Genomic DNA, 23,897 nt, shown 5'->3' with positions numbered 1-23,897 from the left:
ATGATTTTATTGGTATTGGCAACCAAGTTCATGCTCATTTTGTAAATGTAGTATTTACTGCGGCATTATAGGGCATTTTTGGAATAATGACATTTAATATTAGATGCCTAATAAACTATTTTTTAATTCTTCATCGACTGGTTTGTCGCCTAACCAAATTCCGAAAAAGACTTTTTTGAAATCGAATCCAGGTATTTTTCCTTTAAGTTCTTTGTTTTTTATAATCCAAATTGAACTGTCTGTTGTAGAATAGGTTAGTTCGAAAACATCTCCTTTAGTGATTTCATCTGATAGAAAACCTTTTAACAGTTCCATTCTTGGCTTGTATTTTTCAAAATCAGCTCCAGCAGATTTTTCAAATCCAGTATTCAAAGCTCTTGTTAATTTGCCTGACGAAACCAATGCTGAAGTAATTTCAATTCGGATAGACATTTCTAAATTGTCATTAATGATTTCTTTAGCATTTTGAGATAATGGATTCAAATATAAAGCTTGAATATAAACTTCTACCCACATTTTGGATCTAGAACCTGCACCATTAAGTTGTAACGTTTTGTTTTCAAATTTCATCGTTCTAGGGATAGTTACTCCTTCAAATACAATTTGCTTTTGAGCGATGGCTTCAGACGAAAACAGGGCTGAAATAATAAGAGTTAATCCTAATACTATTTTTTTAACAATCATAATAATTTTTAATTTTCGCGCAAAATTAATGCTAAATTATTAAAAATGATACGTTAATGATGCTTTATTTTGCTGAATGTGCATATTATAACGTTATAGTTAATTATTTCTTGCAAATTCACAAGTTCTTAGTAAATAAACACTTACAGTGAAGTAGGGAAATGTTATAAATTCATTCCTATTGTGATAAAAATTGATTTGAGTAGTAGAACTAGATTTAAAAATGAAAGTTTGAGTTTGTAAAAAAGGCTTTTTTTTTAGTTTAATTGCTATATATTATCCCAGAACTATGATCGTGAAGTGCTCCAGTAACACTTTGAAGAGCATTAACTTCTCCTCGCAATTTTAAAACGCCTAATAAGCCAAAAATTAATGCTTCTTTAAATTCTAAAATTTTAGGAGAGGGTATAATTATCTTCATTTTGGGCAAATGAAATTGAATTCTTTCAATCATGAAGTCATTGTAAGCACCGCCTCCTGTAATAAGCATGCTTTTTTCATCGTTTTTTTGAGACTCAAAACTATTTAAGGAGAATGCTATTTGAATAGCAATATGTTCTGTAAATGTATTTAATTTATCTTCGATGGAAATAGGATAACGTTCAATCATGGGTAGAAGAATTTCTTTTACAAACTCAAAGCCTAATGATTTAGGATGTTTTTTTTGATAAAAGTCTAAGGAGTTCAACTCATTTAGTAAATCTACATTACAATGACCAGTTCGGGAAATTTTACCTTTGTCATCATAATCGAATCCTAATTGATTGGCATAAAAATTAAGTACAGTGTTGACAGCCGAAATATCAAATGCAATTCGGGTGTTATTTTCTTCAAAAGAAACATTCGAAAAACCACCTAAATTCATGCAATAATCATAATCAGAAAATAAGATATGATCACCGATTGGAACTAACGGTGCGCCTTGTCCTCCTAACTGAACATCTTGAACTCTAAAATCGCAAACAACTGTTTGTTGGGTTAATTGGGCAATTTCGGGTAAATTCCCAATTTGAAGTGTAAAACCGTTTTGAGGTTGATGTAAAATGGTGTGACCATGAGAGCAAACTGCATCCAGGTTTTCAATTGCATTTTTGCTTATGAAATTAGTAATAATAGTAGCAAGAAGCTGAGTATAGTTTTTATTTAATTCGATCAGTTGATTTTCATTGTAATCTACAGCTGTTTTTAAGATACTAATCCAATTAGAATCGTAAGGTATAGTAGCGGATTCGAGGATCTCGAATGTCCATTTATTGTTTTTTATTTGGAATTGAATATGTGCTAAATCGACTCCATCAAGCGAAGTTCCTGACATAACTCCGATAACGTTATAGTAATCTTTTTTCATAGGCCAAATTTACGATTCAAAATTGAAAATTTGATAATTAAAATATACCTTTGAGAATATTTTTAAAACAAAAATCACACTTTATTTTATATTATTATGGATTTTAATCTAACCGAAGAACATTTAATGATTCAGCAAGCAGCGCGAGATTTTGCTCAAACTGAATTGTTAGAGGGTGTAATTGAAAGAGATGAGTACTCTAAATTTCCTACTGAGCAAGTCAAGAAAATGGCTGAACTTGGGTTCTTAGGAATGATGGTTGATCCAAAATACGGTGGTTCTGGGTTAGATAGTGTTTCCTATGTGCTTGCGATTACAGAAATTGCTAAAATTGACGCTTCGGCAGCAGTTATTATGTCCGTAAATAATTCTTTGGTTTGTTCAGGATTAGAAAAATATTGTAACGAAGAACAAAAGATGAAATATCTTGTTCCACTTGCCAAAGGTGAGGTGATTGGTGCCTTTTGTCTTTCTGAACCAGAAGCCGGATCTGATGCTACTTCACAAAAAACAACCGCAATTGATAAAGGTGACCATTATTTGTTAAACGGAACTAAAAATTGGATTACCAATGGGGGAACAGCGTCAACTTATATAGTGATTGCCCAAACTGATATTGAAAAAGGACACAAAGGAATCAATGCTTTTATTGTTGAAAAAGGCTGGGCTGGATTTGATATTGGTCCAAAAGAAAAGAAAATGGGCATTAGAGGTTCTGACACTCATTCATTATTATTTAATGATGTAAAAGTGCCTAAAGAAAATAGAATTGGAGCTGATGGTTTTGGGTTTAATTTTGCTATGGCAGTTTTAAACGGAGGGCGTATTGGTATTGCTTCTCAAGCCTTAGGAATAGCAACAGGCGCTTATGAATTGGCTTTGAAATATTCGCAGGAGCGTAAAACGTTTGGTAAAGAAATTTTCAAACATCAAGCGATTGCTTTTAAACTTGTGGATATGGCTACCCAAATTTCGGCAGCCAGATTGTTGTGTTTACATGCGGCTAGCCAAAAAGACGAAGGAAAGGATATTTCGCAATCAGGAGCAATGGCCAAATTGTTTGCTTCTCAAACTGCAATGGATGTTACTATTGAAGCGGTACAAATTCACGGAGGAAATGGTTATGTCTCTGAATATCACGTAGAACGTATGATGCGCGATGCTAAAATTACCCAGATTTATGAAGGAACTTCCGAAATTCAGCGTATTGTAATTTCAAGAACTTTAATAGCATAATTGATTTTTTATTAAATCGACATAAAATCCAAACTTGAATTTCGAGTTTGGATTTTTCTTTTTAATTAATTGTTTGATTTTAATAACTTAGATCTTTATATATTCGTTTTTTAGGGATGAAAATTAGACAGAAAAAAACTTTGCATCTTAGAATCTTAGTAACTTAGTGGCTTATTTTTATAAAAATGAAGCCTTTCAAAAATATAGCAGTCGGATTTATTGTAAGTTTCTTAGGCTCATTACCACTAGGATATTTAAATATTATTGGGGTTGAGGTATTCTCTAAATTAGGAATGCATTCATTGCTCTTTTTTTTATTTGGAGTCGTTATTGTTCAGACTGTGATAGTGTATTTCACTGTGATTTTTGCAAACCAATTAGTGAATAATAAAAAATTAATGAAGGTTATTGATTTTTTGGCTGTACTTTTTCTATTGTTGTTGGCTTATTTGTTTTATGCCTACTCAGGGCAAACGACACAGAATCATAATTATTTGCAGCATTATATTCAATATTCTCCTTTCTTGATTGGAGTGGTTTTGTGTGCATTGAATTTTCTTCAAATACCATTTTGGGTCGGGTGGAATTTATATCTAATAAATGCCAACCATATTGTGTTATTGGGTAAACTTAAATTCCATTATATAGTAGGAACCTTTTTGGGAACTTTTTTTGGAATGATGCTCGCAATAGTCGTTTTAGATTCTTTATCGCATACCACATTTTCTTTTTCAAGATATATCATGCCAATCGGTATTCCGGTGTTTTTTATAGTTTTGGCTGTTTTTCAAGCGTCTAAAGTTTATAAAAAATACATTAAATAATTTTATAGTGAAGACTGATTCATATCATAAGCCAAAATAAAATAATTGTTATTATTGAATTGAAAATCACCAATAACAGTCCATTTTAATTTTTCAATATGCGCTTTTTGCGAAGGTATATTGGTTTTATTGATGAAAGTGATGCATACAGGGAATCTTTTCAAAAGATGAATTCTCATAAAGTCAAAGAAAGGATTAATCAAACCTTTTCCTCGGTATTTTTTGTCAATACAAATAGGGCCATATTGAAAAGTATTACTATCTGTAAGATTAAAATCTTTGAACGTAAGCCCAGGAAGCAATGGAGTCATATGATTGAAAATTCCCCATTGACTGAAATATTGCCAGCTGGCAGCAAAAATATAAGCAATGATTTTGTTGTTGTCTTTAGCAATAAATAAACCTTCTTGACGAATTACCTCTTGTAATTGTTCTATAGAAAAAGGAGTCGTTACAAATCCTGAAGCTTTTTCTTCTTCGGTCATATTGGATACTAAATAAATGTCTTGTAAAGCGATTACACCTTCTATATCTGAGTTTTTGGCTGCTTCAAAGTGAATGTTTTCAATCATTTTTGGATTCTAGTTGGAATTGTTTTTGTAAAAATAAGTAAAATTGCAGTAAGGTTTTTGGATATTATTATCTTAAAAAAATCCATCTAGTTATATACTTGATGGATTTTTTTTAATTTAGCAAAAATATTAGAATGAAAAATATCATTATTACAGGTACGTCAAGAGGAATAGGTTTCGAGTTGGCTTTGAAGTTTGCCAATGCAGGTCATCAAGTACTTGCTTTGTCAAGAAAAGAGCATCCTGAATTGCTTTCCCATAAAAATATTACTTTCCTTTCAGTTGATTTGTCTAATGAAACAGAGTTGCAACAAGTGACGGATTTTTTATCATCTACATGGCAGAAAATTGATGCAGTTGTACATAACGCAGGGAGTTTATTATTAAGACCTTTTTCGGAAACAACTCAACATGATTTCGAAAATATATATAAAGTCAATGTTTTTGGAGTGGCTAATTTGACTCGTATTTGTTTACCTTATTTGCAAAAAGGAAGTCATGTAGTTACGATTAGTTCTATGGGAGGTGTGCAAGGAAGCTTGAAGTTTGCCGGATTGGCTGCTTATAGTTCCAGTAAAGGAGCTGTAATTACTTTATCTGAATTATTGGCAGAGGAATATAAAGAGCAAGGGATTTCTTTTAATGTTTTGGCTTTGGGCTCTGTTCAAACGGAAATGTTACAAGAAGCATTTCCAGGATATGAAGCACCACTTTCAGCAGGTGAAATGGCCAATTATATTTATGATTTTACTCTTACTGGAAATAAATACTTTAATGGTAAAGTACTGCCAGTTTCTTCAACCAATCCTTAAGTATTTAGAATTTTAAATACTATTTTTAAACCCAAATCCTATAGTTAATTTGTCTGATACACTTTTGAAATATTTGCCAGAACATGCCGTAAAACCAGTTTTTGAACTGATTGTTACGCATCAAGTGCATCTCAAAATTGTCAATGAAAGGCAAACACGTCATGGAGATTACCGGAAAGGATTGAGTGGAAAACATGAAATCACAGTTAATTCGAGTCTTAATAAGTATAAGTTTCTAATTACGCTGATTCATGAGATTTCACATTTGGTGGCATTCGAAAAATTTGGAAGAAATATTAAACCCCACGGAGATGAATGGAAATATTCTTTTCAAAGGATGATGGTGCCGTTTATTAGGCCTGAGATTTTTCCAAATCATTTATTACCTTTGTTGGCCAGGCATTTTAAGAATCCTACTGCAAGTAGCGATACAGATGCTACATTAGCATTGGCTTTAAAACAGTATGATAAACCCAATGATAAAAATTATATCTTTGAAATTCCTTATGGAAGTGTTTTTAGAATTTCTAACGGAAAGATTTTTAAGAAAATAGCAATACGAACAAAAAGATACGAATGTTTGGAAGTAAGCTCTGGACGACTATATTTATTTAACCCAAATGCTGAGGTGGAATTATTGCCTAGTTAAAAAGATGCTATAAAGAAGCATAAAAAAATAGTATAATGAATAAAAATTATTACGCAATTATAATGGCTGGTGGAGTTGGATCTCGATTTTGGCCAGTGAGTACTAGTGAATTTCCAAAACAATTTCACGATATGTTGGGTGCGGGAGAAACCTTAATCCAAAAAACGTTTAGCAGATTGTCGAAATTGATTCCTGTTGAAAATATTTTGATTTTAACCAATGAAAAATACAATTCGATTGTTTTAGAACAATTGCCATTGGTAAAACAAGAACAAGTTTTGTTAGAACCAGCAATGAGGAATACAGCTCCTTGTATTTTATATGCTTCTTTGAAAATTCAAAAACAAAATCCAGACGCTGTAATGGTTGTTGCTCCTAGCGATCACTGGATAGAAGATGAAAATGCTTTTGCTGCCAATTTGAAACAATGCTTTGATTTTTGTGGTAATGAAAATGCATTGATGACTCTTGGAATTCAACCTACATTTCCTAATACTGGTTTTGGTTATATTGAATATGATAAAACAGATGTTAATCCGGTAAAAAAAGTATCACAATTTCGTGAAAAACCAGATTATGAAACGGCCAAATCATTTTTACAAAGTGGTAATTTCTTATGGAATGGAGGGATTTTTATCTGGAGCGTTAAATCGATAACTGAAGCTTTTGAGAAATCTCAACCAGAAATGAATGCTTTGTTTCAAAAAGGGTGTGAAAGTTATAATACAAGTTTTGAAAAATCTTTTATTGAAGAAAATTATGCCTTAGCAGAAAACGTTTCTATTGATTATGCTGTGATGGAAAGCGCCAAAAATGTATATGTTCTTCCCGCAACTTTTGATTGGAACGACTTAGGAACTTGGGGGTCTCTACATGAAAAATTAGATAAGGATATAAATAATAATTCGGTGGTAAATGCTAGAGTATTATTGCAAAATTCTTCGAATAATATCATTAGTACTGCTGTAGGTAAACAAGTGATTGTAGATGGATTAGAAGACTATATTATTGTAGATAAGGACTCAGTTTTGTTGATTTATCCTAAAAGTAAAGAACAAGAAATAAAAGGAATCATTTCTCAATTAAAATAATTTAGAAAATATATTACTAAAAAAGGGTAGCAATTATTTAATAATGCTACCCTTTTTTTATTTTGAAATTCAAATGAGTTTGTATCTTGATTATTCTTTTAAATGCGCTTCTCTGACTTTTTTAAATAATTCTGAAGAATACACAAATTCTACAATAGCTTCATTATCAGTTTTAAAAATTTCTTCTTTACTTCCTTGCCAAGCTTTCACGCCATTTTTCAGGAACAAAATATTATCCCCAATCTCCATTACAGAGTTCATGTCGTGAGTATTTACAACGGTTGTGATATTGTATTCTACAGTTATTTCTTTGATAAGATTATCAATTAAAATAGACGTATTTGGATCTAATCCTGAATTAGGTTCATCACAAAATAAATACTTAGGATTGTTTACAATAGCTCGAGCAATCGCAACTCTTTTTTGCATCCCCCCCGAAATCTCCGAGGGTAATTTTTTATGAGCTCCCACCAGATTTACTCTTTCTAAAACAAAATCAACTCGTTTTTGAATTTTTAACTTGCTATCATTAGTAAACATCCTTAATGGAAAAGCTACGTTTTCAGCTACCGTCATGCTGTCAAAAAGTGCACTTCCTTGAAAAAGCATTCCTATTTCAGTACGAAGCTCTCTTTTTTCATCCGAATTAAGTTCTGAATAAATACGTCCATCAAAAGAAATAGTTCCTACTTCTGGAGTGTGAATTCCTAGTAATGATTTTAATAAAACAGTTTTACCCGATCCACTTTGACCAATAATCAAATTAGTTTTACCTGTCTCAAAAATACTGGAAACTCCTTTTAGAATTTTGACACCATCAAATGATTTTTCTATGTTTTTAATTTCTATCATTTCGTTAAGAGTAATTGGGTAATAATGTAATTCAGTAAGATAATAGTAACTGATGTCCAAACAAATGATATGGTACTAGCTTTACCAACTTCAAGAGCTCCACCTTTCATATAGTACCCATGAAAAGAAGGGATAGTGGCTAATAACATTCCAAAAATAAAAGTTTTGGTAAACGAATATATAACGTGAAATGGAATAAAATCTCTTTGAATTCCTTCAATAAAATCGACATTAGCTCCAAATCCTCCATATACAGTTGCAATATAACCACCTGCAATACCTAAAAACATACCAATTCCGATAAGGAAAGGATATAAAAGTAACGCTATAATTTTCGGGAAAACTAAATAATTAAGGGAGTTAACCCCCATTACTTCAAGTGCATCAATTTGTTCGGTAACACGCATAGAACCTATGCTAGAGGTGATAAAGGACCCCATTTTTCCAGCCATAATAATCGACATAAAAGTTGGGGCAAATTCTAAAATCACTGATTGACGAGTGGCATATCCAATAAGATATTTTGGAATGAAAGAATTGGTTAGGTTCAAGGCAGTTTGTATAGAAACAACTCCACCAACGAAGAAAGAAATGAAAGCAACAATACCTAATGAATCAATAATTAAATCCTCGACTTCTTTGAAAATTAAGCCTTTCATTACAGACCATTTTGTTGGTTTTTTGAAGATTTCTCTCCACATCAAAAAATATTTCCCAATTTGGGATAAATAGCGAATAAGCATCATAGTTATATAGAATATGGGCTAAATTACGAAAATAGTGAATAGTAATCAGTGAATAATAAAAAGTAAAGCAGTCGATTTACTTAAAAAAGTTTCTGCTTCATTTTTTGTAAACGATAATTGCGAATGAATTTTGCTTGTTCATTAGTAACCAATAAAGGTGTTTTTGCAGATTTCGCTTTCCAAAAACCTACAATATAATCGAAAAACAAAAGTGGTTTTTTCTTCATCATTGCTAATTTGGCAGAAGCAATGGAAGTAATCCAAAATCCGTAACCTAAGGTGTAAAAAGCTTTTCCTTGTTTGTAACGTGCTGTTTTGTTATAGTTAGCACCCGTTGGTTTCAGATGTTTTACATGTAGGGTTTCATCTGTTACTACTTTCCAATTGTAGAATTTACAAAGTAATTCGTCAACAGTGTCCCAGCCCATAGCAGGTTTTAACCCGCCAATTTGCTTGAAAGTTGCTGCACGATATGCTTTCAATGCACCACGAATATGGTCTTTATCAGTAAGATTTTCTAAAACCCATTCCCCGTTTTTTTCGATATAACAAAAACCACCTGCCATTCCAATTCGGTCATCTGATTCAAAATGTTTGATTATTGTTTCAAAATAATTGGAAGGAAAAATCAAATCGGCATCAATTTTTACCAAAATATCATAGTTGTCATCAATGTGTTTCTCACCTTCGTGAAAAGCTTGAATCACTTTACTTCCTGGTAAATGTATTGCCTCGGAAGTTTTGTTTACCAAAGTTATGAATGGATTTTCTTTGGCAAAAGCCAAAACAATTTCGGCAGTTTTATCCGTTGAATTATCATTGACCACGACTACTTTTTTTGGCAAAACAGTTTGCGATACGAGAGATTGCAAAGTCAAAGCAATAAAAGCTTCTTCGTTATAGGCAGGAATTATTAAGTAGTAGTTCATTTAAAATATTTTTGAATGATGATTATAGATTTTCAATTGATAAAAAATCTGTAATCTTAATTCTTAATTTTTTCAGCGTAAACAATATAATATCTCGGGGTAAAAAAGCGTAATAATGGACGGAATCCAATTTTTTTAACGGGATGGGTAAATTTTTCTCTAGCGATAATTTTCCAGCCTGTTTTTTCTAAAAGCCAATCCAATTGCCAATCTTCAAATTCATGATAATGTCTGTCCCACATATCTGTTTTACTACGATAAGCGGATGAAAACCATAAACGCAATGGAATTGAAATCAATAATTTATCGCACTTTACATTTTCTAATACGGTGTAAGGATTCAATAAATGTTCAAAGATTTCAAAAGCAGTAAAAACACTATATTCTTCGTTTTGTAAAGCCGATTGATCGTTGTCGATATCTTCGCCAGTAGTGTTTTTTACAGTATATCCGTTTTCTAACATAATTTTAGAAAAAGGATTTGGAACACCTAAATCAAAGATAGTTTCAGAAGTAGAAATATGTTTTTGTAAAAACTCTAAGGTATGTTTGAATCTTTTATTCGGAAACGTTTTTTCGTACATGTTTTTATTTTTAGGCTATAGCTGTTGCTTTAGAGTTTGCAAATATAAAGATTCTCTTTCTTATACGGTTTCTAATTTCAAATTTGTCACTATTATTTGAATTTGAAATTACTTTAGATTCGAAGATTTATTTTCTATTTAAAACAGAAGCCCACTTCACAAATAAAAGTGAAGCGGGCTTGCATATAAAGGTACAGGTAATCTCTTAGTAACGATAAACAAAAGCATTGATGTTCATTCCAGCTCCTACTGAGGCAAAAATGATAACATCTCCTTTGTTAATCTCTTGGTCTTCAATTTCTCCTCTAATAATAAGATCAAAAAGAGTAGGGACAGTAGCTACGCTACTATTTCCTAATTCATGAATACTCATTGGCATAACATTTTTTGGAGGCGTTTGTCCATATAATTTATAAAAACGGTGAATGATAGCTTCGTCCATTTTTTCGTTAGCTTGATGTATAAGGATTTTTTTGACATCTCCAATTGCAATACCACTATTGTCTAAACAGCTTTTCATGGCTGCAGGAACTTGACTTAGGGCAAATTCATATATTTTACGACCATACATTTTGATGTATTTGGTGTCTGGATCTAACTCTGGATTATATGATTTTCCGAAGAAAAGAAAATTAGCTTCATCTGCAGCATAAGTGGCACTTTCATAAGAAAGCATTCCCGCTTCATCTTCAGAAGCTTCTATAACCGAAGCACCAGCTCCATCCGAATAAATCATCGAATCTCTATCGTGAGCATCAACTACTCTGGATAAAGTTTCGGCACCTATAACAAGGCATTTTTTAGCCATTCCAGATTTGATAAATGCATTGGCTTGCAATACGCCTTCAATCCAGCCTGGACAACCAAAAAGAATGTCGTAAGCAACACATTTTGGATTTTTTATTTGTAATTTATGTTTAACTCTTGTTGCTAAACTTGGAATAATATCCGATTGGGTAGTACCATATTTTACATCACCAAAGTTGTGTGCAAAAATGATATAGTCTAAGGTTTCTGGATCTATGCCTGCATTTTCAATAGCTTTTTGAGAAGCAAAAAAGGCTAAATCAGAAGCGGTATAATTATCTTCGGCATACCTTCTTTTATCGATACCTGTAATCCCTTTGAATTTGTTAATTACAACTTCGTTTGGATATGCAAAAGGGGAACCATCTTCGTTCAAGAAAACATGTTCGCTAAAATCAGTATTGTCTATTTCTTTCTCAGGAATGTAACTTCCTATACCAGTTATTTTTATTTTCATTTTGAGTATCTCCAGATATATTTCGGCTAAATTAATTATAATAAACTTATAAAAGGCAAAAAAAATACTATGCACGCATATAATTACAGAATAGTAAGTAGACGGCAAAATTATTGAATATTTTTTATTGAAAAATAATAAACAATGCATTTTATTCTTTGAATTTCTATAAACAACAAAGAGGAGGTTTTTTGTTAAAAAGTCAATTTTTGAAGTGAATCCATTTATAACCTAAGTAGAAGATAGTAAGGAATTTTATCAAAAAGTGAAGCATCACCTTAATAAAAATGATAATCCAATAGAGCCATAAAAAAATGAAATAGATGGGCTATCAGCAACTTCTTTACTAGTGAAAATAAATGAATAGGATAAATTGAAATTGTTTTTACGATACACGAATCCTGCTTTGGCATTAAAACGCAATGGCACGACCGGAAAAGTTACTGGACTATCGTCATTAAACAAACTACCCTGAATAGTAGCATCATAAATTTGATATCGAATACTTGGTGCCATATAAAAATAAAATTCATTATTGTTTCCTTTTGTGGTTCCAACGGATGCTCCATACAAATTAGAATTGGATATAGGCAGTAGTTTTTTGAAACCTATTCGTGTAACTAAGCCTGTGCTAATTCTGGTGAAAATAGTTCCAAGATCGGCTTCGGACTGCCAGTTAAAATCGATAGTTTTTTGTTCTGCTTTTGGGAATAACTTTTTTGAAAACATAAAATGCGATTGTAAAGCCAATGCATTATGAATTTGATTTTCCCAACCGCTAGGTTTATTTATAGTAAGCATTTGATGAATTGCATATTGAACTTCTTTTGCGTACGAATTAGGTCCAATTGTGCCAATTTGTAAGCCAATCTTTAGAACATTTTGATTTGTATAAAAAAAACTTTTTTCAAAGCCTGTAAAAAGATATCCTGCAAAAGGGCGATCATTTTTGTCAACGGCTTTCGGATTTAAAAATCTAGGAGTGTAGATATATTGGCCTAAAAGGATATCATTCGTTTTTTTTGCAATAGTAGTATCGGTAGTTTTTCCTAAATAACGATAAAAAAAAGTTAGACCATTAGTATAATACCTGTCGTTTCTAGAAGAGGTGTACGAATCGTTATCGGTAATCATACCAAGTTCTTTGGTACGGATTTGAGCAAGAATACTGCTTGAAGACAATAGTAATAAAAATAAAATTTTGCCGAAAGTTTTCATTTGTATTCCAGTTGCTTTTAAGATGCGTATAATCAGTATGCTATTGTGAAAATAATAAAATTAAACGAGTGGCTAAAGTATAGAGAATCAGCGTTAAAGAGTATGATTTTTAACGACAAATAATTTATTAAACAAAAATACCTTGAAGACTTCGAGGCATTTTTGTTTAATAAAGTTTTTATAATTTCTAGCTTTCCATGTATGCTTCGATAGGCGCACAACTGCACACTAAATTTCTATCTCCAAAAGCATCATCGGCTCTACGGACAGAAGGCCAGAATTTATTTTCAGCGATATATTCTAATGGGAAAGCGGCTTGTTCTCTAGTGTAAGGAAAATTCCAAGTCTCCGTTGTTAGCATGGCTAAAGTATGAGGAGAATTTTTTAATACATTATTTGAATCTTCGATTGTTGATGCTTCAATTTCTTTTCTAATTGAAATCATAGCGTCACAAAAACGATCTAATTCTTCTAAGTTTTCGCTCTCTGTTGGTTCGATCATTAAAGTTCCAGCAACTGGGAAAGAAACTGTTGGTGCGTGGAAACCGTAATCCATTAAACGTTTTGCGATATCAGTAACTTCAATTCCTTTTTGTTTGAAAGGACGACATTCTAAAATCATTTCGTGAGCTGCACGACCCATTTCTCCAGAATATAAAGTATCGTAATGACCGCTTAATTTTTCTTTGATATAGTTAGCATTTAAAATAGCGTGTTCTGTAGCTGATTTTAATCCTTCGGCACCTAACATTTTGATGTATCCGTAAGAAATCAAACAAACTAATGCTGATCCCCAAGGAGCAGCAGAAATAGCTGTAATTGCGTTTTCTCCTCCGGTACTAACAACAGGATTGGTTGGTAAGAACGGAGCTAATTGAGGTGCTACACAAATAGGTCCTACACCCGGTCCTCCACCTCCGTGAGGAATAGCGAAAGTCTTGTGTAAGTTCAAGTGACATACGTCAGCTCCAATAGTTGCAGGATTTGTTAATCCAACTTGAGCGTTCATATTGGCACCATCCATATATACTTGTCCGCCGTTATCATGGATGATTTTGGTGATTTCTTTAATAGCACTTTCGTAAACACCGTGCGTTGATGGATACGTAATCATTACACAAGACAAGTTATCTTTGTGTAAAATTGCTTTTTCACGTAAGTCTTCAACGTCTATATTTCCGTTTTCAAGTGTTTTAGTAACTACGACTTTCATTCCTGCCATCGCTGCAGACGCTGGATTTGTACCGTGTGCTGATGATGGAATTAAAGCAATGTCTCTGTGGTGATCGCCACGAGATTGGTGATAGGCTTGAATTACCATTAATCCTGCGTATTCTCCTTGCGCACCAGAATTAGGTTGTAAGGTAGTGGCAGCAAAACCAGTAATTTCGTTTAATTGCTCTTCTAATTTAGCCAACATTTCTTGGTATCCTTGTGCTTGATCTAAAGGAGCAAAAGGGTGAATGCTGTTCCAACTTGGAGAACTCAAAGGCAACATTTCGGCTGCTGCATTTAGTTTCATTGTACAAGATCCTAACGAAATCATTGAGTGATTCAATGCTAAATCTTTGCGTTCTAACATTTTGATGTAACGCATCAAAGCTGTTTCTGAATGATATTTATTGAAAACTTCGTGTTGCAAGAACGTTGAGGTTCTAACTAAACTTTCTGGGAAATGATTCGTTTCTGATAATTCATCAATAGTGATTGTTTCCACATTTTTTGCAGTAGCGAAAATAGAAACTACTTTATTCAAATCAGCAAAACCGATAGTTTCGTTTAATGAAATAGAAACCGAATTTTCGTTTGGATAAAAGAAATTCACTTCGTTAGCTTCGGCGATTTCTTTTATTTTTTTAGCATCTGCTTTTATTACAATAGTATCAAAGAAAGCGGTATTCGTTTGTTCGAACCCTAATTTTGCTAAGGTATTTGCTAAAGTAACCGCCGAAGCATGTACTTTATTAGCAATATATTTCAATCCTTTTGGACCATGATAAACAGCATACATACTTGCCATAACAGACAATAAAACCTGTGCTGTACAAATGTTTGAAGTTGCTTTGTCACGTTTGATGTGTTGCTCACGAGTTTGTAAAGCCATACGCAAAGCACGATTCCCATTAGTATCAACCGTTACACCAATGATTCTTCCTGGCATAGAACGCTTGTATTCTTCTTTGGTAGCAAAGTAAGCCGCATGAGGACCACCGTAGCCTAATGGAATCCCAAAACGTTGTGTTGTTCCAAGAACTACCGCAGCTCCCATTTCTCCTGGAGGAGTTAGTTTTGCCAAACTCAAAATATCAGCAGCAACAGCTACTTTGATGTTGTTTTCAGCTGCTTTAGCAATAAAAGCAGTATAATCGTTTACTTGTCCAAATTTCCCTGGATACTGAAGGATTGCTCCAAAGAATTCAGTAGAGAAATCAAAAGTTTCGTGATTTCCTATTACTAATTCTACTCCGATTGGAGTAGAACGTGTTTGTAAAACTGATAAAGTTTGTGGTAGAATTTCTTCGGAAACGAAGAATTTACAAACATTAGCTTTCTTTTGATCTCTTGTTCTTACATCAAGTAATAATGCCATAGCTTCGGCTGCAGCTGTACCTTCGTCAAGAAGTGAAGCGTTAGCAATTTCCATTCCTGATAATTCGATAACAGTAGTTTGGAAATTCAAAATAGCTTCTAGACGACCTTGAGCAATTTCGGCTTGGTAAGGGGTATAAGCAGTGTACCAGCCTGGGTTTTCAAACACATTTCGCTGAATAACAGCAGGAACAATAGCTTGATTATAACCTAAACCAATGTAGGTTTTGAACATTTTATTTTTGCTTCCTAAAAGCGTAATATGTTTTAAATATTCATATTCCGTCATTTCAGGGTCTAAATTCAAAGGCGCTTTTAGACGAATATCATCCGGAAGTGTCTCATAAATAAGTTGTTCTATCGAGTCAACTCCGATTGTTTTTAACATCTGTTCTAGGTCGGATTCTCCCGTACCTATGTGTCTTAAAGCAAAAGCATCTGTTTTCATTTGTAGCTATATATTTTTAAAAAAGAAACGTAATTTGCAAAGTATATTCTTGATTCAAATTAAGTTTATACAAAGTTTGTTACATTTTACAGTAATATGTTGTTTTTTTGTGGCGCAAAATTAAGTATTATTAATAGTTTATAGGGTATTTTTAACTTCAATTTTTGTGAAATTTATAACTAAAGACTTGATTTGTTAATAATTGATTAGATTTAAGAAATGAAATTATTGAAGCAACTATTAGATTTTTACTTGAATTGCAGTATTCATGTGGCTTTGTCCTGTTATACATTGGTGCGAATCACGTTTCATATGTTTCATATTCAGTATGATGAACCAATGGCTTTATTTGCTTTTTTTGGAACAATTGTAGGATATAATTTTGTAAAATATGATGCTTTGGTTCGGGTAAAAAAATATCCGATAAGTAATTCATTAAAAGGTATAGCTCTTTTGAGTTTGGTTTCGTTTGTTTTGGTTGGTTATTATTTTTTTCAGCTAAAGCGAATTACTCAAATAGTTGCGTTTGGAATTTTGGCGATAACAGTATTGTACACGCTTCCTTTTTTTCCCAATAGAAGAAATGCCCGAAATTGGACTGGAGTTAAAATTTATATGGTCGCTATTTGTTGGGTAGGAGCAACTTTAGTTTTGCCGTTAATTAATGCTGGAATTTCATTTTCTTTAGATTTCTTCATCAAATGTATCCAGCGATTTATTTTGTTTTTTGTAATGATTCTTATTTTTGAAATTCTGGATTTGGCAAACGACGATCCATATTTGCAAACTGTACCTCAAAAGATTGGAGTAAAGCGAACAAAAATTTTAGGATTGCTGTTATTGATACCGTTTTGTTTATTAGAATTATCACTATCCATATTTACTCTCACCAATTTCTTTATTAATATCATAATTATTACAATGTTGAGTTTGTTTATTGTATTTGCCAATGTAAATCGGTCTAAATATTACACTTCTGTTTGGGTAGAATCAGTGCCGATTTTTTGGTGGCTGATGATTTTTACGTTTTTAAAAGCATAATAGAAAACACTTTATTTGATGTAAAGTCTGCGGATAATTTTAGTGAGTTTTTGAAATAAAAAAAGCCGAAGTAGCAATGCTTCGGCTTTATACATATTAGAAGAATAGTTATCCTTTAAAAACAATTCTTTCTTCATTTTGAGCTTCTTTAGCTTTTCTTTTTCCTCTAAAAAAGAAGTATAAATTGAAGAATAACATGAAGCCAAGGTAGATAGAAAATCCTCCAATTTTATAACTCAAAGCTTCGATAAGTGTTTGATAATCGTTTTTGTATTCGCTTATGGTTAATATCATCAAGGCAAATCCTAGATTGAGGAGATAAAACCCAGTTTCAAAAAGTTTGTTTGTAGCATTCGCAATTTCTTCTCTGTCTTTGAAAATGTCGAGCATGTATATTTTTCCGTTTTGGAATAATGTTCTTGAAACATAATAGGTCAATAAGATTGCAATTGGTAAATAGATTGCATAACCGATTAGAATTTTTGTAGTTTCCATAATAATAAGTATTTAAATGTTATTTAATTAATTTGTGAATGTATTTGGTTAGAATTATAATGTTCATGTAATGCAGTGCCGAAATAATAAAAACGATTGTTGCTGTTTTTATAGCGATAACTTCTATGAGTTGATTGGTCGAAAGTATTTTCTCCCATGAAATTAAAGTCATGGCGCAGTAACCGATGTTCAAAAGATAATAGCCCAGTAGCAAAATCTGATTGATTTTTTGGCATAAATCAGTGTGATTTGGAATCAATTCAGCGACGAATATATTTCCGTTTTTATAGCAGATTTTACCAACTTTCAGAATAATAAAAACCGTTATGCTGAGGTAAATAAAATACCCGATGATGTTGAGGTTCATGATTATAGTAGTTTATAATGTCCAATCGAATTGTAAATGAACAAAGCTGAATTTACTACTGCAAATAATACAAATAAGGTATTCATACAGTAGCTTCCAATTTTGAAAACTAATTTTTTCGGAATCTGATACATTGGATAATAAGCAATTTGAGTAGCTACTTTTCCAACCCAGTACATAGCAATTAATCCAGTTAATGCAACTGCTAAAGCTGATTGTTCTTTTAATTCAGTAGTAAATACTATTGCAATTAACCCAAAACAAAAATTTAATCCTTGAATGTACCTTCCATAAGTTTTAGCAATTTCCTGATTGAGTGGTTTGAGTTGTTTAACATCATTGTACCGATCAAAAACATTATGTCGAATGTATGGATAAATAAGAGCAGTAAATATTTGACCTATTCCGCTTAGAATTATCAGCCAATTTGGTATTGTTGCATTCATAGTTATTAAGTATTTTAAACTTTCAGAAAAAAATGAAAGTTTTTGATTAAATTTTTTTATTTCATTATTTTTAAAACCAACTTGCCTAACCAGTTTTCATTAAATTCAGTCATTTTGTCTAGCATATTATCTGCTTTTAAAACGAAATCATATAGTTTAGTTGTTTGATCAACAAAGTGTTTTTCTTCTGCGGTATCTTTGGATTCAATTGAGGAAACTTCTTTTAAAATTTTAAGAGCAGGTTTGATTTCTCTTTTACTTCTTTCTCTGGCAATTTTGGATGCTAATTCATCTAAGTCTTTTTCGGCGGTAAAAAATTCTCTTCTTTCTCCAACTTTATATTCTTTGTAAACAATTCCCCAATCCATTAAGGCTCTCAAATTCATACTGGCATTTCCACGAGAAATTTGCAATTCATCCATAATATTTTCCATCGAAACTGCTTCGTTCGAAACCATCAATAAAGCATGGATCTGTGCCATAGTTTTATTAATTCCCCATTGAGAACCTAATGCTCCCCAGGTTTGAACGAATTTATTTTTTGCTTCTTTGAATTCCATTTTTAGATTAATTTCCTTTTGTTGAAACAAATGTAAGTAAAAGTTTTTAAACTTTCAATAATAAATGAAAGTTTATTTTAGGAAACATTTATTTGAAAGAATTTTTTTATATTTGAATAAAGTATTAATAATAAATAGACTTTGTAACTATTTTTTAGTTGCAAATAAAAAATAGTATCTTTGTATGGGTAAAGTTGAAAAGTTAATAGAAAAGCTAAAATCAAAACCTAAAGATTTCACTTGGGATGAAATGCTTAAAGTATTGAATTATTTTGGTTTTGAACAAATTGCACAAGGGAAGACAGGTGGTTCGAGGAGAAAATTTGTCAATAGCGAAAAACAAATTATTAGTTTGCATGAACCGCATCCTCAGAAAGTTTTGAAATCGTATCAATTGGATATTATTATTGATTTTTTAAAATTGTAGAAAATGAAAAATTATTTGGAGTATAAAGGGTATATAGGGACTGTTGAATTTTCTGCCGAAGACAAAATTTTCTTTGGAAAAATTCAGGGAATAAATGATTTAGTAACTTTTGAAGGAACTTCGGTAGATGAATTAGAAAAATCTTTTCACGAATCTGTTCTTGATTATTTAGAAACTTGTGTAGCTTTAAATAAAGCACCCGACAAAGTTTTTAAAGGTTCTTTTAATGTTCGTGTGTCACAGGAATTACATCAAAAAACGGCTCTTTTAGCTTTCAAAAAAGGACTGAATCTGAATGATGTTGTCAAAGAAGCATTGAATTATATAGTAAAACACGAAGAGGTTTTAAATTAAAAAACCGAAGCATTGCTACTTCGGTTTCTAAAATATCTAATAATCGTAAAATCTAAATTAACCCCGCTCTTTTCAACAAAGCATCCGGTTTAGGTTCTTGTCCTCTAAAACGTTTGTACAATTCCATTGGCAATTCAGTTCCTCCTTTTGAAAGGACATTGTCTTTGAATTTTGTAGCCACTTCTTTATTGAAAATTCCTTTTTCCTGAAAATAAGCAAAAGCATCAGCATCCAAGACTTCAGCCCATTTGTAGCTGTAATATCCAGAAGAATATCCTCCTTGAAAAATATGTGAAAAGGCCGTACTCATCGCATTTTCCTTTACATCAGGATACAATTGTGTCGAAGCAAACTGCTCGGTTTCAAAAGCTTTGATGTCGGTAATATTAGTAGGGTCTTGTCCGTGCCAAGCCATATCTAATAATCCGAAACTCAATTGGCGCATAGTTGCCAAACCTTCTTGAAAACTAGCACTTTCTTTGATTTTTTCTACATATTCCTGTGGAATAACTTCGCCAGTTTCATAATGATTTGCAAACAAAGCCAAAGCTTCTGGTTCGTAACACCAGTTTTCCATAATCTGACTTGGTAATTCTACAAAATCCCAATAAACAGAAGTTCCTGATAAACTTGGATAAGTTGTATTAGCTAACATACCATGTAATCCGTGACCAAATTCGTGAAATAATGTTGTTACTTCGTTGAAAGTTAAAAGGGATGGTTTGGTTTCGGTGGGTTTTGTAAAGTTGCAAACATTAGAAATATGAGGTCTTTCGTTTACACCATTTTTGATATATTGTGATTTGAAAGAAGTCATCCAAGCACCATTACGTTTACCTTTTCTCGGAAAGAAATCAGCATAAAATACAGCTACCAAATCATTGTTTTCGTCTTTTACTTCATACGTCATTACTTCTTCGTGGTATTTATCGATATCAAATACTTCTGTAAAAGTCAATCCATATAGTTTACCAGCAATAGAAAAAGCACCGTTCAGAACTTTTTCTAATTGAAAATAAGGTTTCAGTTTTTCATCATCCAAATTGAATAATTGCTGTTTTAATTTTTCTGAATAATAAGCACCATCCCATTTTTCAAGCTTTTCGATTCCGTCTAATTTTTTAGCGAAAGCCGATAACTGTTCAAATTCTTTTAGTGCAGCTGGTTTTGCTTTGGCTAATAAATCATTTGAAAACGATAATACTTTCTCAGGATTTTGAGCCATACGTTCTTCTAATACAAAATGAGCGTGCGTTTTGTAACCCAAAAGATTGGCTCTGTCAAAACGTAATTTGGCTATTTTTAAGACTATTTCTTGGTTGTCTAATTTGTCATTTTGAAAACATCTGGCGCCAAAAGCGATAGCCATTTTTTTGCGTAATTCGCGATTGTCCGCATACGTCAAAAACGGAATGTAACTAGGATGGTCTAAAGTAAAAATCCAGCCTTCTTTTTCTTGTGCTTTCGCCAATGAACGAGCGGCTTCGATTGTGCCTTCTGGTAAACCTGCTAGATCTTTTTCATCCGTTAGGTGTAATTCGAAAGCATTGGTTTCTGCTAAAACATTTTCACCAAATTGTAAACTCAATTTTGATAACTCTTTATCAATTTCTCGTAATTGATTTTTTTTATCTTCAGCTAAATTGGCTCCATTTCTAGAAAAACTTTTGTATTGTTTGTCAAGCAGCGTAGTTTGTTCTGTATTTAAGTTTAAAGTGTCTCTTTGATCATAAACGGTTTTTACTTTGGCAAATAAATCTGCGTTTAGTGTAATGTCATTTCCAAATTCAGAGAGTAAAGGTGAAACCTCTTGAGCGATTTTTTGCATTTCTTCGCTCGTTTCAGCAGAATTTAAATTGAAAAAGATGTTAGAAATTCGGTCTAAAGTGTCTCCACTAAACGCTAAAGTTTCAATTGTGTTTTCGAAAGTAGGATTTTTTGTATTGTTAACTATGGCGTCAATTTCGGCTTTTGCTAATTTAATCCCTTCTTGAAAAGCAGGAAGGTAATTTTCGTTTTTTATTTTAGAAAATGGCGCAGTATCTAGCTTTGTATCAAATTTTTGGAGTAATATATTCATAATTCAAGATCTATTTTGTGTCAAATAATTGGTTTCTATGACTTTATTTTTTTTATTTCAAAAATTAAAAACAATAAAAATTTATAAAATTCCCAAACAAATATGCGTTTTGTCGATTTTTTATATACTTTTGGCGAGTAGTTAATTTGTTAAACGAATTAATTCAGTCGAAAATGATAAGCTCTTTTTGTTCCCAAATCAAAAGAAATTTATATTGGTAATCCTAAATTTCCCCGAGTTTAGATTTTTACAATATTCAAAAAAGCTCCTTTTATAAAGGAGCTTTTTTTATTTATTTAAGTTTTTCAGAAGATTTGTAAACCGCTTCTTTAAGTCCTTCTTTATAAGTAATAATTTTTTCTAAAACAGTTTTGTCGCTACTTCCAATAATTTGTGCAGCAAGGATTCCGGCATTTTTAGCTCCGTTTAAAGCTACTGTTGCAACAGGAACGCCTCCAGGCATTTGCAGAATTGATAATACTGAATCCCAACCGTCAATTGAATTGCTTGATTTTACAGGAACTCCAATTACTGGAAGTGGAGACATTGATGCTACCATTCCAGGTAAATGTGCTGCTCCACCTGCTCCAGCAATAATTACCGAAATCCCACGATTGTGTGCGTTTTTGCTAAAATCGAATAATTTTTCAGGTGTTCTGTGTGCCGAAACAATATCTACTTCGGTTTCGATTCCAAATTCTTTTAATATATCTATGGCATCCTGCATGACCGGCATGTCTGAGATGCTTCCCATTATTATGGCTACTTTCATTTTATTTATTTAAAGATTTAAAAATTAAATGATTTAAAGATTTTTGTAAAGATAGAAGTTTGTGGTTTTACCATTTTTTTTCAATCTTTAAATCATTCAATCTTTTCATTATTTAGAAATTACTCTTATTGTATTCTTCACATCCTCGGCAATTTTTCTTGCTTCGGCCATATTTTCGTTTACTATGGTAACGTGCCCCATTTTTCTAAAAGGGCGAGTTTGTTTTTTCCCGTAAATGTGAGGTGTAACACCATTCCAACCTAATATTTTCTCAATGTTTTCGTAAATCACATCTCCAGAGAAACCTTCGGCACCTGATAGATTAACCATAATTCCGGCTGCTTTGCTATCGGTATTTCCAAGAGGCAAATTAAGAATCGCTCGCAAATGATTTTCAAACTGTGAAGTATAACTCGCTTCAATGCTGTAATGACCCGAATTGTGTGGGCGAGGAGCAACTTCGTTTACCAAGATTTCATCGTTTTCGGTTTGGAACATTTCAACAGCCAATAAACCAACATGGTTAAATTGCTGCGAAACATTCAAGGCAATTACTCTTGCTTCATCGGCCACTTTTTTGTCTATTCGAGCTGGACAAATTACATATTCAACCTGATTGGCTTCAGGGTGAAACTCCATTTCAACTACAGGATAGGTTTTTATTTCTCCGTTGGGATTGCGACAAACAATAACAGCCAATTCGTTTTTAAAAGGTACCATCGTTTCTGCGATACATTCTACATTCGGTAAATTTTCCAAATCAGAAGTTTGACGAATGATTTTTACGCCGTTACCATCATATCCAAATTCGGTACATTTCCATACAAAAGGAAGTTGAATATTAGATTCTACTAAATCAACTACCAAGTCTTTTAGGGTTGCGTAGCGTTTGAAAGGAGCTGTTGGAATATTGTTTTTAATATAAAAATCTTTCTGAATGCCTTTGTTTTGAATCAATTTCAAGGTTTTTGGCGAAGGATATACTTTTAAGCCTTCGTTTTCCAATTTTTCTAACGCATCAAGATTGACTAATTCAATTTCGAAAGTTAAAACATCTACTTGTTTTCCAAAATTATAGACGGTCTCAAAATCCATCAGGTCACCTTGAAAAAAATGATTACAGGCTATTTTGCAAGGAGCTTCATCGCTAGGATCAAGTACATACGTTTGTATGTCGAATTTTCGAGTGTCAGATAATAACATTTTACCCAATTGTCCACCGCCAAGAATTCCTAATTTAAAATCAGAAGAAAAATAATTCATTTTGTCTAAAATTTATAGAGTGCAAAGATACTTTTAAATGACCAAAAATAAAAAGATAGGAGTATACTATTTGAAAATAGAATAAATAATTTTTTTATTATAAAATTGATGTTTGTTGATTTTTTGAGGCTTTCTGTGAAATAAATGAATTGCTATAAAAATGAATAATCATTAAATAAATTCTGCTTTATAAATGTATAATTTATTTTTTATCTTAAAAATTTATGTATTTTTTGAGTTCCACAG

At 32.3% G+C, this 23,897-nt stretch carries 25 protein-coding genes; 8 read left to right on the top strand and 17 right to left on the bottom strand.

Translation table 11 applies throughout. From position 1 onward, the window contains the following. Positions 1-99 precede the first annotated feature (99 nt). A complete protein-coding gene (locus tag ACUN3A_RS06630) occupies positions 100-684 on the bottom strand; it encodes a chalcone isomerase family protein (protein ID WP_445550524.1) in 585 nt (194 codons plus the stop codon). Between the two features lie 262 nt (positions 685-946). Beyond that, positions 947-2,032 carry an anhydro-N-acetylmuramic acid kinase gene (locus ACUN3A_RS06625; protein ID WP_445550523.1) on the bottom strand — a complete coding sequence of 362 codons (1,086 nt, stop codon included), beginning with the start codon at positions 2,030-2,032 and terminating at the stop codon, positions 947-949. 96 nt (positions 2,033-2,128) lie between these two features. On the opposite strand from ACUN3A_RS06625, the gene ACUN3A_RS06620 reads away from it, so the two are divergent. Both ACUN3A_RS06620 and ACUN3A_RS06615 read left to right on the top strand, forming a co-directional pair. Continuing rightward, complete coding sequence (locus tag ACUN3A_RS06620) at positions 2,129-3,268, top strand: acyl-CoA dehydrogenase family protein (RefSeq protein WP_445550522.1); 1,140 nt, start codon at positions 2,129-2,131, stop codon at positions 3,266-3,268. 185 nt (positions 3,269-3,453) lie between these two features. Continuing rightward, positions 3,454-4,092: a hypothetical protein gene (locus tag ACUN3A_RS06615; protein WP_445550521.1), complete on the top strand. Its 639-nt coding sequence runs from the start codon at positions 3,454-3,456 to the stop codon at positions 4,090-4,092. Between the two features lie 2 nt (positions 4,093-4,094). Here ACUN3A_RS06615 and ACUN3A_RS06610 read toward each other — a convergent pair whose 3' ends face one another. Then, positions 4,095-4,664, bottom strand: a complete 570-nt coding sequence (locus tag ACUN3A_RS06610) for a GNAT family acetyltransferase (protein WP_445550520.1) — start codon at positions 4,662-4,664, stop codon at positions 4,095-4,097. Positions 4,665-4,798: 134 nt separating this feature from the next. On the opposite strand from ACUN3A_RS06610, the gene ACUN3A_RS06605 reads away from it, so the two are divergent. Genes ACUN3A_RS06605 through ACUN3A_RS06595 form a run of 3 tightly spaced genes read left to right on the top strand, consistent with a single transcriptional unit; the run spans position 4,799 to position 7,216 of the window. Further along, a complete protein-coding gene (locus ACUN3A_RS06605; RefSeq protein ID WP_445550519.1) occupies positions 4,799-5,476 on the top strand; it encodes an SDR family NAD(P)-dependent oxidoreductase in 678 nt (225 codons plus the stop codon). Positions 5,477-5,525: 49 nt separating this feature from the next. Beyond that, the gene (locus ACUN3A_RS06600; RefSeq protein ID WP_445550518.1) at positions 5,526-6,125 is read left to right on the top strand and encodes a SprT-like domain-containing protein; all 600 of its coding nucleotides are present in this window, start codon (positions 5,526-5,528) and stop codon (positions 6,123-6,125) included. 35 nt (positions 6,126-6,160) lie between these two features. Continuing rightward, positions 6,161-7,216 (top strand): mannose-1-phosphate guanylyltransferase, encoded by a 1,056-nt coding sequence (locus ACUN3A_RS06595; protein ID WP_445550517.1) that lies wholly within the window; start codon positions 6,161-6,163, stop codon positions 7,214-7,216. Positions 7,217-7,306: 90 nt separating this feature from the next. Here ACUN3A_RS06595 and ACUN3A_RS06590 read toward each other — a convergent pair whose 3' ends face one another. From ACUN3A_RS06590 to gcvP, 7 genes are all read right to left on the bottom strand, one after another. Further along, positions 7,307-8,068 carry an ABC transporter ATP-binding protein gene (locus ACUN3A_RS06590; protein WP_445550516.1) on the bottom strand — a complete coding sequence of 254 codons (762 nt, stop codon included), beginning with the start codon at positions 8,066-8,068 and terminating at the stop codon, positions 7,307-7,309. Then, a complete protein-coding gene (locus ACUN3A_RS06585) occupies positions 8,065-8,814 on the bottom strand; it encodes an MlaE family ABC transporter permease (protein WP_445550515.1) in 750 nt (249 codons plus the stop codon). The genes ACUN3A_RS06590 and ACUN3A_RS06585 overlap by 4 nt, the downstream gene beginning before the upstream one ends. Positions 8,815-8,894: 80 nt before the next feature. Continuing rightward, on the bottom strand, positions 8,895-9,743 hold the full coding sequence (locus ACUN3A_RS06580; protein ID WP_445550514.1) for a glycosyltransferase: 849 nt from the start codon (positions 9,741-9,743) through the stop codon (positions 8,895-8,897). A 56-nt stretch (positions 9,744-9,799) separates the two neighbouring features. Continuing rightward, positions 9,800-10,327, bottom strand: coding sequence for a methyltransferase (locus ACUN3A_RS06575; protein WP_445550513.1), 528 nt, complete (start codon positions 10,325-10,327; stop codon positions 9,800-9,802). A 205-nt stretch (positions 10,328-10,532) separates the two neighbouring features. Next, on the bottom strand, positions 10,533-11,591 hold the full coding sequence (locus ACUN3A_RS06570; RefSeq protein WP_445550512.1) for a 3-oxoacyl-ACP synthase III family protein: 1,059 nt from the start codon (positions 11,589-11,591) through the stop codon (positions 10,533-10,535). A gap of 273 nt (positions 11,592-11,864) precedes the next feature. Beyond that, positions 11,865-12,809, bottom strand: coding sequence for a lipid A deacylase LpxR family protein (locus ACUN3A_RS06565; protein WP_445550511.1), 945 nt, complete (start codon positions 12,807-12,809; stop codon positions 11,865-11,867). Positions 12,810-12,996: 187 nt separating this feature from the next. Continuing rightward, positions 12,997-15,846 carry an aminomethyl-transferring glycine dehydrogenase gene (gene gcvP / locus ACUN3A_RS06560; RefSeq protein WP_445550510.1) on the bottom strand — a complete coding sequence of 950 codons (2,850 nt, stop codon included), beginning with the start codon at positions 15,844-15,846 and terminating at the stop codon, positions 12,997-12,999. Between the two features lie 219 nt (positions 15,847-16,065). On the opposite strand from gcvP, the gene ACUN3A_RS06555 reads away from it, so the two are divergent. Beyond that, the gene (locus tag ACUN3A_RS06555) at positions 16,066-16,887 is read left to right on the top strand and encodes a hypothetical protein (protein ID WP_445550509.1); all 822 of its coding nucleotides are present in this window, start codon (positions 16,066-16,068) and stop codon (positions 16,885-16,887) included. 108 nt (positions 16,888-16,995) lie between these two features. Here ACUN3A_RS06555 and ACUN3A_RS06550 read toward each other — a convergent pair whose 3' ends face one another. From ACUN3A_RS06550 to ACUN3A_RS06535, 4 genes are read right to left on the bottom strand one after another with little or no spacing between them, the layout of a single operon-like run. Then, a complete protein-coding gene (locus ACUN3A_RS06550) occupies positions 16,996-17,382 on the bottom strand; it encodes a hypothetical protein (protein WP_445550508.1) in 387 nt (128 codons plus the stop codon). Positions 17,383-17,401: 19 nt separating this feature from the next. Continuing rightward, positions 17,402-17,749 (bottom strand): hypothetical protein, encoded by a 348-nt coding sequence (locus tag ACUN3A_RS06545; protein ID WP_445550507.1) that lies wholly within the window; start codon positions 17,747-17,749, stop codon positions 17,402-17,404. Between the two features lie 2 nt (positions 17,750-17,751). Beyond that, positions 17,752-18,195, bottom strand: coding sequence for a hypothetical protein (locus tag ACUN3A_RS06540; RefSeq protein ID WP_445550506.1), 444 nt, complete (start codon positions 18,193-18,195; stop codon positions 17,752-17,754). Positions 18,196-18,251: 56 nt separating this feature from the next. Continuing rightward, on the bottom strand, positions 18,252-18,755 hold the full coding sequence (locus ACUN3A_RS06535) for a GbsR/MarR family transcriptional regulator (RefSeq protein WP_445550505.1): 504 nt from the start codon (positions 18,753-18,755) through the stop codon (positions 18,252-18,254). 184 nt (positions 18,756-18,939) lie between these two features. Here ACUN3A_RS06535 and ACUN3A_RS06530 point away from each other — a divergent pair, with 184 nt between their 5' ends. Continuing rightward, entirely contained in the window at positions 18,940-19,182 is a 243-nt protein-coding gene (locus ACUN3A_RS06530) for a type II toxin-antitoxin system HicA family toxin (RefSeq protein ID WP_445550504.1), read from the top strand. A 3-nt stretch (positions 19,183-19,185) separates the two neighbouring features. Further along, positions 19,186-19,536 (top strand): type II toxin-antitoxin system HicB family antitoxin, encoded by a 351-nt coding sequence (locus tag ACUN3A_RS06525; protein WP_445550503.1) that lies wholly within the window; start codon positions 19,186-19,188, stop codon positions 19,534-19,536. Between the two features lie 52 nt (positions 19,537-19,588). Here ACUN3A_RS06525 and ACUN3A_RS06520 read toward each other — a convergent pair whose 3' ends face one another. From ACUN3A_RS06520 to ACUN3A_RS06510, 3 genes are all read right to left on the bottom strand, one after another. Further along, on the bottom strand, positions 19,589-21,616 hold the full coding sequence (locus ACUN3A_RS06520) for a M3 family metallopeptidase (protein WP_445550502.1): 2,028 nt from the start codon (positions 21,614-21,616) through the stop codon (positions 19,589-19,591). A gap of 292 nt (positions 21,617-21,908) precedes the next feature. Next, positions 21,909-22,388, bottom strand: a complete 480-nt coding sequence (purE, locus tag ACUN3A_RS06515) for a 5-(carboxyamino)imidazole ribonucleotide mutase (RefSeq protein ID WP_445550501.1) — start codon at positions 22,386-22,388, stop codon at positions 21,909-21,911. Between the two features lie 108 nt (positions 22,389-22,496). Then, positions 22,497-23,651 carry a 5-(carboxyamino)imidazole ribonucleotide synthase gene (locus ACUN3A_RS06510; RefSeq protein WP_445550500.1) on the bottom strand — a complete coding sequence of 385 codons (1,155 nt, stop codon included), beginning with the start codon at positions 23,649-23,651 and terminating at the stop codon, positions 22,497-22,499. Between the last annotated feature and the right edge of the window lie 246 nt (positions 23,652-23,897).

This window comes from Flavobacterium sp. WC2509 (genome assembly GCF_052683105.1).
The sequence above is the reverse complement of the archived record's forward strand: the minus strand, read 5'-3'. Positions and strand labels throughout refer to the sequence as shown.